Raw genomic sequence first — 14,799 nt, 5'->3', positions numbered from 1 at the left:
GTATTCATTCGTTCAAGCTTACTTGGGTATTTTGGATTTTCGGACAGGAATTTATACATTTTGGTTCGCTGTGACTCCAGAGATTATTCGGACTTCCACCCTCTGATATCTACAGATTTCATAATTCTGAAGCCACACTTCTAAATTTCCAGCCCTGTTTTTCGCCCCGCACACATGTCAGTATTTATGACGAAAATTGTTTTTTCATCTGTTTTTTTGTATTTTTTTGTCTTTAATAATTTCATTAGTAGTTTAAAAAGCCTATTTGTGTCATGAAACCTCCCACATAAAATGAAAAAAATCTCAAATCACTATAAATTTTGTGTGGATTTTACAAATAACCAGTGGTAAAATCTTCTTAATATTTTTCCTAGTAATCTTGACGGAAATAAACCGGATTAATAGAAAAGGAGAATCCGTCTACTGTCTGTAGCAGGAGAGATGTAAGCCAGAACCAACATCATATTGTGGAGGGGATTACATTTGGAGTGGACAAAATTACCTCGTAAACTATCATTACTAACTTTATCTTTGGGTGTGGCTGCAAGTATGATTCCAGGCGCGGCATTCGCCGCCAGCAGCTTGAAGACACCCGTATCAGGCAATCATCTTCCAGCCTTGATTCCAGCGAATCAGCCTTATATTTCTCCACAGATTAACACCAAATCCTCAAATCTTGTCCGGGTTATCGTTCAACTCAGCGGTCAGCCTGCTGCCGTCGGCAAATATGCTGCCAGACAAGGGATTACAGCACTCGCCAATACAGCGACAGAAGCTGCGGTGAACAGCCAGCAGGATGAAGTACTTGATAAGGCTGAAGCCAAGAAGATTGACCTCACCGTCAATTACAAGTACGACACGATTCTGAACGGCTTTGAAGTCACCGTTCCGGCTAACAAAATCCCTGAGCTGGCGAAGATCTCAGGCGTGTCTTCCATTTATCCAAACAGCACCTGGTATGCTCTCCCTGATCAGACAGTGACCGAAGTGACTTACAGAAACGACAATGCTCCCCTGAAGCAGATTCATGCCGATTGGGCGGCCGACCAAGGTCTTGACGGTAAGGGACTGAAGGTCGGTGTGATCGATACCGGTGTCGACTATACGCATCCGGATATTGCAAAGGCTTATAAAGGCGGCTATGACTCCTTTTACCAGGATGAAGATCCTTATGAAGAAGTACCGCTGACTCCGGGGGAAGATAAAGAATATGGTGTAGGCTATGCGGGAACTTACCACGGTACGCATGTAGCCGGCACAATCATAGGTCAGTATGCAGCTAAAGGCGATGTTGCTCAAAAGGGCGTAGCTCCGGGAGCAAAACTGTACGTCTACAAAGTATTGGGCCGTAATATTGATAAGCCGAACACTTCCTCCGGATCTTCCGCTCAAGTCATTGACGGAATTGAACGTGCGGTCAAGGACGGCATGGATGTCATCAACCTGTCGCTCGGCTCCGATTCCGAGAAGGATGTGAACTCCCCGGATTCCATCGCGATTAATAATGCTGTACTCTCTGGAGTAACTGCTGTAATTGCGAATGGGAATAATGGAGAAGAAGGTTATTATTTCTCTATGGGCTCCCCGGCTGCTTCTCAATTGGCCATCTCAGTGGGTTCAGTAACCAGTCCTATTGATGCTTACTCCGGCGAATTTAAGGCAGAAATTTCCAACTCGGTAACTTCTGTTACTTATGATACCTACTTTCCATTCCATATGATGGCGTATGAGCTGGCAAATGATGATTTCGCGACTATCATTGGTACTAAGCCAGTACGCGTTGTGTATGCTGATCTTGGAGCAAAAGAAGATTACCCTGCCGAAGATATCAGCGGTTCCATCGTATTGGTATCACGTGGTGAACTGGGCTTTGCAGATAAAATTGCGAATGCTAAAGAGCGTAACGCTAGAGCAATCGTAATTTTCAACGGAAATGCCCAAAAGGTAGATGGTAAGAGTGAAGCTATTCTAGACGAAGACTACAAAGATCGTAGCGACTTCATCGGTGTGAATCTAGGTAATGGATATCAAAATATTCCTACTTTTGACATTAAAGGTTCAAAAGGGCGCCAATTAGCAAGAGCAATTCTGAAAAATGGAAACAATCCAACTTATTTCACTTTTAGTCCTGAATATCACCATGAAATGACGACTGGTGATACAATGAGTACTTTCTCATCGTTAGGACCGAACTTTGATGGTAATCTAAGCATCAAGCCGGACATCGTTGCTCCTGGTGATGGAGTATTGTCCACCTACCCTGCTTATGGCAAAGGCCATTCCGACACGGATTATTCTAAGGCCTATGCTCGCCTCAGCGGTACAAGTATGGCAACACCGCATGTTGCAGGTTTGTCTTTGCTCATTAAACAAGCCCATCCGGACTATACACCATTCGATATCCGTGCGGCACTAGCCAATACCGCAGTAGGTCTAACGGTTAACGGCCAACCACAAGATCTTTATCGACAAGGTCCAGGACGCGCCAATGTAGAAAATGCCATTAACACACCGGCACTGCTGCAAGCGATCGAGCCAATCTCCATTCTGGACAAGAACTTTATCGCTCAGAATGTGATCAACTACAATCCATCCACAAGCTTTGGCACATTGCTGCCAGGTTCTGAGGCTACGAAAGTTCTCCAATTGAAGAATACAAGTGATAATACGCTCACGTATTCTGCCTCCGTGGAATGGAACTATGGTGACCCCAAGGTATCTGCGGCTCTCGACAAATCATCAGTAACTGCTGCTGCCAAAGGTGCCTCCACGTTCAACCTGAAGGTCACCGTTGCTGCTGATACCGAGCCACAAATGCTGCAAGGCAATATCGTACTGAAAGCAGACGGACAGCCAACACTTCACTTGCCGTTTGCAATCAATGTAGATAAGACAACCGATCAACCTGATTGGGGTACAGGCATTCAAGAAGCTGCACTGAGCCAACCAATTGTTTACACCAATTCAAGTGCTGTTCTGAACTACAAGTTGAAGGCCGAAGATATTAACTACTATGAAGTGAATCTGATTGGCCTTGATGATACCAAAAAAGGCTCATTCCAAGTATCCACTACAGGATCACCGGATAAATTCTTTGAGCCTGGCAACTATAGCACGGTTATATCATCCACCTATCACCCATATGACCACAACGGCGACCCTATTCTGGATGCCAATGGAAACCCTGCCGTAGCCAGTCTGGGCGATGGGGTCTACAAGCTTGAAGTACTCGGCATTAAAGCCAAAGATAACACCAAACCGATCAAGATAGACTATAACAAAGACACATACTACAGCACCTACACCTCATTCCGCTTTATTACTGACTCTGGCAGTGGAAGCAATGGTGGCGGCGGTAGTGGCGGTGGTGGCGGTGGCGGCTCTGTAGTAACACCGACACCTGTGGTAGTACCTGGCGCTGTAAAATCTCTTGTTGAAGAAGGCGTTCAACAGGTAACGGTAACACCTATAACTGCATCGAAGGATGGCGTAACGACAGTAACCGTCAGCGACAGCGACCTGAAGGCCGTTCTGGCCAAAGCCGCTACTGTCAAGACAGCCGTTGTTGTATCTCTTATCAGCATCTCAGATAAGTCTGCTGAACTGAGCCTGACTGCTGATCAGGTGAAATTACTGGCTGCCATCCAAGCAGGCAGCACCATTATCGTTAATATTGGCGGATCTGCTGTAGCCTTGCCGGTATCCTTGCTTGCGGCTTCCCCTGCAGGCCAGAGCTTGAAGCTAATAATCAAGCAAGAGCCGGATGCTGCCAGCAAGCTGATTGCAGGTACTCCGGGTGCCAAGGTCATCGGAACACCGGTATCCTATGAAGCTTCATGGACTACAGCAACAGGCAGCACTTACCTGAACGTTCCAACCAACGTGTTCATCAAGCGCACCTTTACTGTACCTGGGAAGATTGAATCGAAGACTGCGGGTGTACTGTTTGAGAAAGATGGACTGGTGACCCCGGTTGCTTCTGTCTTCACACCACAAGCCGATGGAACAACCCTTGTGACCGTAAGCCGTCCAGGCTTCTCCGTGTATGCAGCAGTCAGCAAACCGGCAGCAGCCTTCACTGACATCGCTAATTCCAAATCAGCTGTTGCCATCCAGACCTTGGCCGATAAGCTGATTATCCAAGGAACTTCGGCAACTACTTTTGCACCGCAGAGCAACCTGACCCGCGCCGAGTTCACAGCACTCTTGACCCGTGCACTGGGTCTGCGAACAGATGCCAGCGTAACCTTCTCCGATGTGAAATCAACGGACTGGTACGCCAAGGATGTCGCCGCAGCCTCCAAAGCCGGTCTGATTCTGGGTATCGGAGGCGGCAAGTTTGCACCTACGCAAAAAGTAACCCGTCAGGAGCTCGCTGTCATTCTGGACAGAGCAGTGAAACTGACAGGCACTGAACTGAAGGCTGTTGCTAATCCTTCGTTCACAACCTACTCCGACAGCGCTAAGGTAGCCCCTTACGCCAAGGACAGTCTGCAAGCCCTGACCAAAGCCGGTGTCTTCGCCAGTGAATCGGGAGTCGCCTTCAATCCGGCCGCTCCGGCAACACGTGAGACAGCAGCCGCTGCACTCTATGAATTGCTGAGCAAGACTGGATTGATCGAGTAGTAGAATAAGCTTAAGAGGCTGTCCCAGTAGTCATTACAGACTACTCGGGACAGCCTCTTTGTTAGGTTAAGAGCTGTTTGAGCAATGGAACAGACGCTGCTGCCATAACGCGCATACTACCTCTGATTGCATTTGCTACATTAGATTCCCCTTTAATTCGTCCTAATATATATTCTGTTGCAGCAAATACAACAGAACCACAAATACAATAAACCCCAATAAAAACAGCGCCCCGTCTCCACTAATGGAGACGGGGTGCTGTTCTACAAGCTTTTCCATCCTTATTTCACATTACCTAAAAGTTCAGTCTCCCCGAAAAGCCCGCTTCACACGGTCAAAGAACGACTGTTCCTGCTCATGCGTGTTCTCTCCGTTGTGGGAGGCGAACTGGCGGAGCAGGTCCTTCTGCTCTTCGCTGAGCTTGCTAGGCGTGACTACGATGACACGGACATGCTGGTCACCAACGCCGTTACCGCGAAGATGCGGAACTCCTTTGCCTTTGAGGCGGAAGAAGGTCCCGGTCTGAGTGCCTGCCGGGATCTTGAGCTTCACCTTCTCGGTCAGCGTTGGGATCTCAATCTCGTCACCAAGCGCCGCCTGAGCGAACGTCAAGGGAACCTCGCACATAATATCGTTGTTCTCGCGCTCGAAGAAATCATGATTCTTCACGCGGATTACAATGTACAGGTCTCCAGCCGGGCCGCCGCGTGTGCCGCCTTCGCCTTCACCAGTCATGCGCAGCTGCGCGCCGTCATCTACACCGGCAGGGATACGCACATGAATCTTGCGCTGTCTCTTCACCTTGCCCTGGCCTGCGCAGGTGGTGCATTTCTCTTTGATGATTTTGCCTGTGCCGCTGCAATTCGAGCAGGGACGGCGGTTACGCATCTGTCCAAGCGGTGTATTCTGCACGAATTCCTGCTGCCCGCTGCCGTGGCAGACGGAACAGGTCTCCGGCTTCGTACCCGGCTTGGCCCCGGAGCCAAAGCAGGTATCGCAGGTCTCTGTGCGCGGAATGGTAATATCGGTCTCTTTGCCGAACACCGCTTCCTTGAACTCAATGGTCATCGTATACTGCAAGTCCCCGCCGCGCTGTGGGGCATTCGGATCACGCCGTCCACCGCCGCCGCCGAAGAACATATCGAAGATATCCCCAAGACCGCCGAAATCTCCGCCCCCGCCGCCAAAGCCGCCGCCCATTCCCTGATTAGGGTCAATATGCCCATATTGGTCATACCGCGCGCGCTGTTGCCCGTCGCTCAGAACGTCATAGGCTTCCTTCACCTCTTTGAACTTAGCCTCAGCATCACTGGCCTTATTCACATCGGGATGGTACTGGCGCGCCAGCTTGCGGTAGGCCTTCTTCACTTCGTCTTCTGAAGCATCTCTTCCGAGGCCCAGAACCTCATAATAATCACGTTTATCTGCCACTGCTTTCACCTCCGCACATCGTCAATTGTCCCTGTATACATGGTAAAAGGAAAGCCAAAACACGGGATGCCCCGGTCTTGACCTTCCCTCTCACCACATTAGAACTTATCGTCTAAGGTTACCCTTGATTCTTCTCATCGTCAACCACTTCGTAATCCGCATCTACCACATTATCCTTCTTGGCATTGCCTTCAGAAGCATCCTGGCCCGCTTCAGCGCCCTGCTGTTCCTGTGCAGCCTGCTCATACAGCTTCACGGACAACTGCTGTACAATCTCATTCAGCGCCTCTGTAGCAGCATTGATTTCTTCCAGGTTGTCGGTTTCAAGTGCAGCCTTCACTTTGTCCTTAGCTTCATTGGCTTTGTCGATCTCGGAAGCATCGACCTTGTCGCCCAGATCCTTGATTACTTTATCTGTGGAGTATACGAGCTGGTCAGCACCGTTCTTGGCTTCAACCAGTTCTTTACGCTTGCGGTCTTCCTCAGCGTGCAGCTCGGCATCCTTCATCATCTGTTCCACTTCTGCGTCGCTCAGGCCGCTGGAAGAAGTGATGGTGATCTTCTGGCTCTTGTTGGTGCCTTTATCTGTAGCAGAGACATTAACGATACCGTTGGCATCGATGTCGAAGGTAACTTCGATCTGCGGTACGCCGCGCGGTGCCGGTGGAATCTCGTTCAGCATGAAGCGTCCCAGCGTCTTGTTGCCGTTCGCCATCTCGCGTTCACCCTGCAATACGTGAATTTCCACGCTAGGCTGACTGTCTGCGAAGGTCGAGAAGACCTGCGATTTGCTTGTAGGGATCGTAGTGTTACGCTCAATCATCTTCGTGAACACGCCGCCTGCAGTTTCAATACCGAGGGACAACGGAGTTACGTCGAGCAGAACTACGTCTTTTACATCACCAGTCAGTACGCCCGCTTGAACAGCAGCACCCAGGGCTACTACTTCATCCGGGTTAACGCCCTTGTGAGGCTCTTTGCCGGTAAGCTTCTTGATCGCATCCTGCACGGCAGGAATACGGGTGGAGCCGCCGACCAGTACGATTCTGTTCAGATCCGCAGGCGTCATTCCGGCATCCTTCAGCGCTTGACGTGTAGGTCCCAGTGTGCGCTCAACCAGACTTGCAGTCAGCTCGTCGAACTTGGCACGGGTCAGGTTGATCTCCAAGTGCTGAGGCACTCCGTCAACTACCGTGATGAACGGAAGCGATACTGTAGTTGTGAGTACGCCGGACAGCTCTTTTTTCGCTTTTTCCGCAGCATCCTTCAGACGTTGAACTGCCGCCTTGTCTTTGCTCAGGTCAATGCCCTGCTCTTTCTTGAATTCAGCGACGAGGTAATCCATAACCAGTTGGTCAAAATCATCTCCGCCCAGACGGTTGTCACCGCTGGTAGCCTTTACTTCAAAGAAGCCGTCGCCCAGCTCAAGAATGGATACGTCGAAGGTACCGCCGCCAAGGTCATAGACCAGGATCGTGTGATCTTCGGATTTCTCCAGACCGTAAGCAAGAGCAGCTGCTGTTGGCTCGTTGACGATACGCAGCACTTCAAGGCCGGCGATTTTGCCTGCATCCTTGGTAGCTTGACGCTGGCTGTCATTGAAATAAGCAGGAACTGTAATAACCGCCTGAGTCACAGTCTGGCCCAGATAAGCTTCAGCATCGGATTTCAGCTTCTGAAGAATCATAGCCGAGATTTCCTGAGCAGAATAGTCTTTGCCGTCAATGCTTTCTTTGTGGCCTGTACCCATGTGACGCTTGATCGAAGCGATTGTACGGTCCGGATTCGTAATGGCCTGGCGTTTCGCCGTTTCACCGACGATGCGCTCACCGTCTTTCTTGAAGCCTACAACCGATGGGGTTGTACGCGCGCCTTCCGGATTCGGGATAACGACGGCTTCGCCGCCTTCCATAACGGCAACGCAAGAGTTCGTGGTTCCTAAGTCAATACCGATAACTTTACTCACAGTAATGTGCCTCCTCAGAAATAATGTGAAGCCCGGGGCTTCATCCATTTATATTATGGTGGAAATTAATTTCACAAGCTCTACCCGCTTATCTTATATAGAACAGAACTACATGCTGACTTTGACCATGGCCGGACGAAGAACCTTATCCTTCAGGAGATAGCCCTTCTGGACCTCTTCCGTCACGATACCTTCCCCGTACTCCTCGCTCTCCACCTGCATGATCGCCTGATGATATTCAGGGTTAAAAGGCTGTCCTACCACTTCCATAGCTGTAAGTCCTTCAGACTTAAGGACTCCCTCCAGCTGACGGAAAATCATATTCACGCCTTTGATGAACGCTTCAGCGTCTGCACCTGCTGCAGGTGTCGCCAGTGCACGTTCAAAGTTATCCATTACCGGAAGCAGTTCGGTTACAAGCTTAGACGTTGCGTACTGCGCCAGCTCTTCCTTTTCTTTTTGGGTCCGGCGGCGGAAGTTATCGAAATCAGCCTGCACACGCAAGGTGCGCGCCTGATGCTCATCTGCCAGCTCCTGCAGCTTTCTGTATTCCTCATTGCCTGAAGCCGCCTCGACGGCCTCTTCAGCCGTGAATGAACCGCCGCCCTCTGTGGTATCAGCCTCTTCAGCCGCGTGATTCTCATTCACACTAGGATCATTCTTCTCATTCATTTCCTGAACCTCTTCCTCTTTCAAGTTGTCTTCACCTCCTTAATATCATTCACATGGACTAGTACACTCTGTTCACTTATACCAGTGTGCCAGCATCGCTGTCAAATCCCGGGACAAAATCCCCAGAATACCCATTACACGTGCGTACTCCATACGGGTCGGACCCAGGATGCCGATGCTCCCCAGCGGCTTGCCGTCCAGTGAATAGGTGGCGGTAATCAGACTGCAGTTGGCAAAAGCCTCATGCTTATTCTCTGTACCGATGCGCACCTGCATTCCTGCTCCGCTGCTGGCCGGGGTGAGCATTTTGAGCAGCGTGGGCGTTTCCTCCAGCAGATCGAGAATCGTCTTGACCTTGTCGACGTCCTTGAACTCCGGCTGGGTCAGCATATTCGTGGCTCCGCTTAAGTAAATCCGCTGATCTTGGTCGCTCTCAAGCGCCTTATCCAGCACCTGCATTAATTCTTCATAGTGGGAGATGTGGCGCTGCATTTCTTCGCCCAGCTCGGAATAAAGCTGACTCTTCAGCTTGTAGAGCGGTACATTGACCAGCTTGCTGTTCAGCAGATTCACGACCTTCTCCATCTCGGACACAGAAATCTCCGGAGGAAGACTCACGGTTCGGTTCTCTACCTGCCCGGTGCTGGTAACGATAATCGCTACAGCGGTCTTGTCATCGAGCGGAAGCAGCTGGAAATGGCGCAATGAAGTATGAAAAACCTCCGGTCCCAGCAGGATGGAAGTATAATTCGTCATATTGGACAGGATCATTGCCGCATGTTGGATAACCTGCTCTGTAGCATTCAGCTTCTCGGCGAAAAAAGCGCGGATCGTGCCCAGTTCGGCCGTTTCGGCGGAATTCCACGGTACCAGATGATCCACATAATAGCGGTAGCCCTTATGGGACGGGATTCTCCCTGCCGACGTATGAGGTTGCTCCAGATAACCCAGATCCTCCAGATCGGCCATTTCGTTGCGGATCGTGGCTGGACTGTAGCCCACATCCCCGCGTTTCGAGATACTGCGCGAGCCCACCGGCTCAGCGGAAGAAATATAGTCATCTACAATAGCATTCAGTATCATTCTCTGGCGTTCAGTTAACATGTCATTCCCTCCTACCCGGCTGTGGCTCCGATTCGTTAGCACTCTAGTGAGATGAGTGCTAACCACTAATACAAAAATACCAAACTGACCTCGCCATTGTCAAGTGAGTTCAGCAACTTGATTGCGCCTATTTTAGTCAAAGCAAGATAACATCCATACATCCATCAGGCATCATTGTTGTACGTTGTGCAGCTTCGAGGGATGTGATCCCCTTGCATTTGGTGAAATCATGTATAAAATACAGGAATTCTCTTGCCAAGGCGCTTGAACTACGTACAATCCTGCTTTTCCTACAACAATTTGGAGTTAGGGCCGCTAGGTGGAAGAAGATGTTGTATTATGGGCAGGAATCACCATGGCGCCACCAGGCAATGCCCCCTTGCTTATGTTTAGTATCCTTAGGTACTCCTCATATCTGCAAAAAACCACTGTCACCCTGAAGCATCAGCTTCCCGGGAGAACAGTGGTTTCTTATTATATAGTTTACCGGGGGCTATAGCCCGCCGGATCAGTCCAGTCTCTTCAGCACGGCGATCTCATCACAGGCATGCTGCTTCTTGCAGTTCACACAATCGGTCCAGACCTTCTCGGGAAAAATCTCCTTCTGCACCACATCGAAGCCGTTCTTAAGGAAGAAGTCCACGGCGTAGGTCAGCGCCATAATCTTCGGGATTCGCTGGCGTCTGGCTTCTTCAACCAGCTTCTCCAGGATCATCGAGCCTACGCCCCTACCCTTGCCTTCATCACGCAGTCCGATAGAACGGACCTCAACAAGGTCACTTCCGAGCCGGAACAAGGAACCGCAGCCGACAAATTTGCCGTTAATCTCGGCAATTACGAACTGGTCGATCTGGCGGGTCAGTGCTTGCCTTGAACGGGGCAGCATAATCCCCTGCCTTGCATACTCCTCTATCATCAGATACAGCGGCTCTACATCCTCCACCGTAGCATTTCTGCATATCACTTGCTGCTCTCCTGCTGGAGAAGCCTTTTGGAAATGATCCGTTTTGACAAGCACCTTGACTCACCCCTTGTTATTAATATGAATAAATATACAACACAGTGAATTACAATTCAAGAGGTATTTCAAAATTAAACCTCTGTCAAAGCACCGACAAATTCACCGAAAACATCGTTGCCAAACAGGATTCCCTGCTTGCTCAGGCGATAGTTGTCCCCGGACTGCTCCAGCAGCCCGGCCTTCAGCATTTTATGCAGCGGCTTTGCAAAAACAGCCTCCAGCGGTTTTCCGAATTGCGAGCGGAATGCCTGATCCGATATCCCTTCACGCATCCGCAGGCCGACCATCATGAAATCCTCCATCGCCTCCTGCTCGGAGACCTCAAAGCTGTCCAGACGCGGCAACCCGCTGCGCGAAGCCTCGTTATACGGGTTCACGCCCTTGATATTCATGTGCCGCTGACGGCCCACATATCCATGCGCCCCTGCGCCCAGACCGTAATAATCCTCGTTGCGCCAGTACGTGATATTGTGACGGCTCTCCAGCCCCGGCTTGGCAAAATTACTGATCTCATACTGCGTATACCCTGCGGCCTCCATAGTAGACATCAGCAGCAGATACATCGCCAGCTCATCCTCTTCATTCGGCAGCGGAAGCTTGTTCTTGTTGAACAGCGTATGGAACAGTGTGTTCTCCTCCACCTTCAGGCTGTAGATAGAATAATGTGGAAGATCCAGTGCCAGCGCCTTGTCGATGCTCTCTCTGAGCATATCCACCGTCTGGTTCGGCAGTCCGAACATCAGATCCAGCGACAGGTTATTAAGGCCGACCGCACGGGCATTCTCCAGACTGCGGTATACATCATTCACATCATGAATCCGGCCGATTCCGCTCAGCAGCTCATTCTGGAATGCCTGCACCCCGAAGCTGACCCGGTTGACACCGCCTTCCTTCATTACTCTGAGCTTGTCGATATCGGTGGTGCCGGGGTTAGCCTCCATCGAGAATTCAATGTGCTCATCCCACTGCGGGAAATGCCTGCGGACCGATTCCAGAAAATAAGCCATCTCATCAGGTTTGAGTACTGTAGGCGTACCCCCGCCGACAAAAATCGTCTTGATCACACCCGGAGGCGTGTGCTGCACAGTCAGTTCCATCTCACGGTCAAGCGCATGGAGATAGTCCATCACCGGCTGGTCCTTCAGCACGTAAGAATTGAAATCACAATAGAAGCATTTATTGGTGCAGAACGGGATGTGAATATATACGGCCTCAGGGGGACGGCCATGGTGTGCAGTGCTCGTAGCTGTATTCATTAGCTGTCTCCTTTGTTCTATTAATATACAGGCCTGCCACAGTACCTGCTGCTGAAAAGCAAGAAGAAACGGCTGCACCGCCCTGCGTAGGACGGCACCCGTTTCTGCGATAAACCGAAAGCTCCAGGGGGAGCTTATATGCTGCTACTCAATCTGAAGCACGGCCATGAACGCTTCCTGCGGCACCTCTACGCTGCCGACCTGCTTCATGCGCTTCTTCCCTTCCTTCTGCTTCTCCAGCAGCTTCCGCTTACGCGAGATATCGCCGCCATAGCATTTGGCGAGTACGTTCTTACGCATGGCCTTAACGGTCTCACGCGCAACCACCTTCGTGCCGACGGATGCCTGAATCGGCACCTCGAACATCTGGCGCGGGATAATGCCGCGCAGCTTCTCACAGATGACCCGGCCGCGGTTGTAGGCGCGGTCACGGTGAACGATGAAGGACAGCGCATCGACTTGCTCATTGTTCAGCAGGATATCCATCTTCACGAGATTGGACTGGCGGTAACCGGAGATCTCGTAATCATAGGATGCATAACCCTTCGTGCCGGATTTCAGCTGGTCGAAGAAGTCGTAGACGATCTCGGACAACGGAATCTCGTACGTAATAGTTACACGGTTGCTGTCCAGATACTCCATGTTGACGAATTCACCGCGTTTGTTCTGGCACAGCTCCATAACGGTACCCACGAAGTCGTTGGGTACAATAATTCCCGCTTTGACATACGGCTCTTCGATGAAGTCAATCGTCCCGATCTCCGGATAATGTGACGGATTGTCGATCTGAATGGTCTCCCCGTTCGTCAGCTTAATGCGGTAAATAACGCTCGGCGCGGTAGTAATCAGCGGCAGATTGAACTCGCGTTCGATCCGCTCCTGAATAATCTCCATATGCAGCAGTCCCAGGAAGCCGCAGCGGAAGCCAAAGCCCAGGGCGCTGGAGCTCTCCGGCTCGAAGCTCAGGGAAGCGTCGTTCAGCTGCAGCTTCTCCAGCGCTTCACGGAGATCATTATAATCGGAAGTCTCAATCGGATAGAGACCGCAATAAACCATCGGATTAATCCGGCGGTAGCCCGGCAGCGGTTCAGGCGTCGGATTCTTGGCATCCGTCACCGTATCCCCGACACGGGTGTCGCCTACATGCTTGATCCCGGCCACAATGAAGCCGACATCGCCGATGTTCAGCTCCGGTACAATGGTCATGCGCGGCATGAAGGCTCCAACCTCGATAACCTCAAAGGTTTTGTCAGTGGCCATCATTTTAATCTTGGAACCGGCACGGATACTGCCGTCCATTACACGGACATAAACGATAACGCCCTTGTAGGGGTCATAATGGGAGTCGAAGATCAGCGCCTTGAGCGGTTCTTCCGAGTTGCCTGTCGGCGCCGGAACCTGCTTCACGACCTGCTCCAGAATCTCCTTGATGCCGATGCCTGCCTTGGCGGAAGCCAGCACGGCTTCACTGGCATCCAGCCCGATGACATCTTCAATCTCCTGCTTCACGCGTTCAGCGTCAGCATTCGGAAGATCGATTTTGTTGAGTACCGGAAGAATCTCCAGATTGTTGTCGAGCGCCAGATACACGTTAGCCAGCGTCTGGGCCTCAATCCCCTGAGCTGCATCCACTACCAGCAGTGCGCCTTCACAGGCCGCCAGACTGCGGGATACCTCATAGGTGAAATCGACATGCCCCGGTGTGTCAATCAGATTCAGATAATAATCCTGTCCGTCATCGGCACGGTACGTCAGACGTACGGCCTGCAGCTTGATGGTGATGCCGCGCTCGCGCTCCAGGTCCATCTGATCCAGAACCTGCTCCTGCATTTCACGCGAAGTGAGCGCACCCGTATACTCCAGAATGCGGTCAGCCAGTGTCGATTTGCCATGGTCTATATGTGCAATAATCGAGAAATTGCGAATTTGTTGTTGTCGTTTCTGAACGTCAGTCATTCCTTACCCCCACAGACAGCCTAATGTTAATCCACTTATTATAACAGTACGGGCTCCGCCCATCAATCCCGCCGGCCGCCGGAAAAGAAAGAAACCGCCCGGACCCTCTGCAATCGCAGGCTGAATCCTGCAAAAAAATACACAAACGGGTGCGGGCTTCCATCATCCGCAGCCGTTTGTGTCCTCAACCTCATTGTAACCCGGGAGATTCCGGGCACTTCCTGCTCACTCCTCCGAGGAGTCGAAGAGCGAGACCACCCAGCGGATGCCCTTCTGCGAAGCCTGCTGGAGCAGGCCGGCGGTCTTATCGGCCAGCACATCTACTGTCGGCTTCTGCTCCTCCGGGATCAGAATCTGCTCGGGACTGAGCGCAGAGTAATCCTTCACCTCCTGCTGCGGGAGGCTGCCGGTGCCGCCAGCCGTCTGCCCCTGTGTACCTGCAGCCGGCTGCCGCACCGGCAGCACGGTGTAAGCGCCGGTTACCGGATCAATAGTCACGGGTACGTATACATAAGCCTGCCCCCCCGGGGCCGTGCTGGCAGCCGGAACGTACGCAGTCCCAGCCGTGACGTTCTGTCCAGCTGGAAGCTGGCTGCCAGCTGCGCTGCTCCCGGCCGGCTTACTCCAGTCCGGCAGGATACCGGATATTCCCGTACCGCCGCTGCCGCCGCCGAACTGCAGGCCGACCAGCAGTCCCACGCCCGCCCATATTCCGAACATCACCATCTTTTTACCGAACCGTGTCATAGTCTCCGCTCCTTTTCAGC

General features: G+C 51.4%; 9 protein-coding genes. 1 reads left to right on the top strand and 8 read right to left on the bottom strand.

Annotated features, from left to right (window positions below; translation table 11 throughout):
- Positions 1-549: 549 nt before the first annotated feature.
- Complete coding sequence (locus tag MKX42_RS33400) at positions 550-4,626, top strand: S8 family serine peptidase (RefSeq protein ID WP_445669304.1); 4,077 nt, start codon at positions 550-552, stop codon at positions 4,624-4,626.
- Between the two features lie 303 nt (positions 4,627-4,929).
- Here the strand turns inward: MKX42_RS33400 and dnaJ are convergent, their stop codons facing one another.
- The 8 genes from dnaJ to MKX42_RS09150 all read right to left on the bottom strand — a co-directional run bounded on the left by dnaJ (position 4,930) and on the right by MKX42_RS09150 (position 14,779).
- On the bottom strand, positions 4,930-6,057 hold the full coding sequence (gene dnaJ / locus MKX42_RS09185) for a molecular chaperone DnaJ (RefSeq protein ID WP_340752233.1): 1,128 nt from the start codon (positions 6,055-6,057) through the stop codon (positions 4,930-4,932).
- Positions 6,058-6,175: 118 nt separating this feature from the next.
- On the bottom strand, positions 6,176-8,023 hold the full coding sequence (gene dnaK, locus MKX42_RS09180; RefSeq protein ID WP_340752232.1) for a molecular chaperone DnaK: 1,848 nt from the start codon (positions 8,021-8,023) through the stop codon (positions 6,176-6,178).
- Between the two features lie 108 nt (positions 8,024-8,131).
- Complete coding sequence (gene grpE / locus MKX42_RS09175; RefSeq protein ID WP_340752231.1) at positions 8,132-8,719, bottom strand: nucleotide exchange factor GrpE; 588 nt, start codon at positions 8,717-8,719, stop codon at positions 8,132-8,134.
- A 48-nt stretch (positions 8,720-8,767) separates the two neighbouring features.
- Positions 8,768-9,799: a heat-inducible transcriptional repressor HrcA gene (hrcA, locus tag MKX42_RS09170; RefSeq protein ID WP_036690445.1), complete on the bottom strand. Its 1,032-nt coding sequence runs from the start codon at positions 9,797-9,799 to the stop codon at positions 8,768-8,770.
- A 508-nt stretch (positions 9,800-10,307) separates the two neighbouring features.
- Positions 10,308-10,817 carry an N-acetyltransferase gene (locus MKX42_RS09165; RefSeq protein WP_340752230.1) on the bottom strand — a complete coding sequence of 170 codons (510 nt, stop codon included), beginning with the start codon at positions 10,815-10,817 and terminating at the stop codon, positions 10,308-10,310.
- Positions 10,818-10,891: 74 nt separating this feature from the next.
- Positions 10,892-12,076, bottom strand: a complete 1,185-nt coding sequence (gene hemW, locus MKX42_RS09160) for a radical SAM family heme chaperone HemW (protein WP_340752229.1) — start codon at positions 12,074-12,076, stop codon at positions 10,892-10,894.
- A gap of 144 nt (positions 12,077-12,220) precedes the next feature.
- On the bottom strand, positions 12,221-14,032 hold the full coding sequence (gene lepA, locus MKX42_RS09155; protein ID WP_340752228.1) for a translation elongation factor 4: 1,812 nt from the start codon (positions 14,030-14,032) through the stop codon (positions 12,221-12,223).
- 225 nt (positions 14,033-14,257) lie between these two features.
- On the bottom strand, positions 14,258-14,779 hold the full coding sequence (locus tag MKX42_RS09150; RefSeq protein ID WP_340752227.1) for a hypothetical protein: 522 nt from the start codon (positions 14,777-14,779) through the stop codon (positions 14,258-14,260).
- Positions 14,780-14,799: the final 20 nt, after the last annotated feature.

Source organism: Paenibacillus sp. FSL R7-0204 (assembly GCF_038002225.1).
In the GTDB taxonomy this organism is placed as follows: domain Bacteria; phylum Bacillota; class Bacilli; order Paenibacillales; family Paenibacillaceae; genus Paenibacillus_AQ.
Note: the sequence above shows the minus strand (reverse complement) of the source record. Positions and strands in the feature narration are given on the sequence as shown.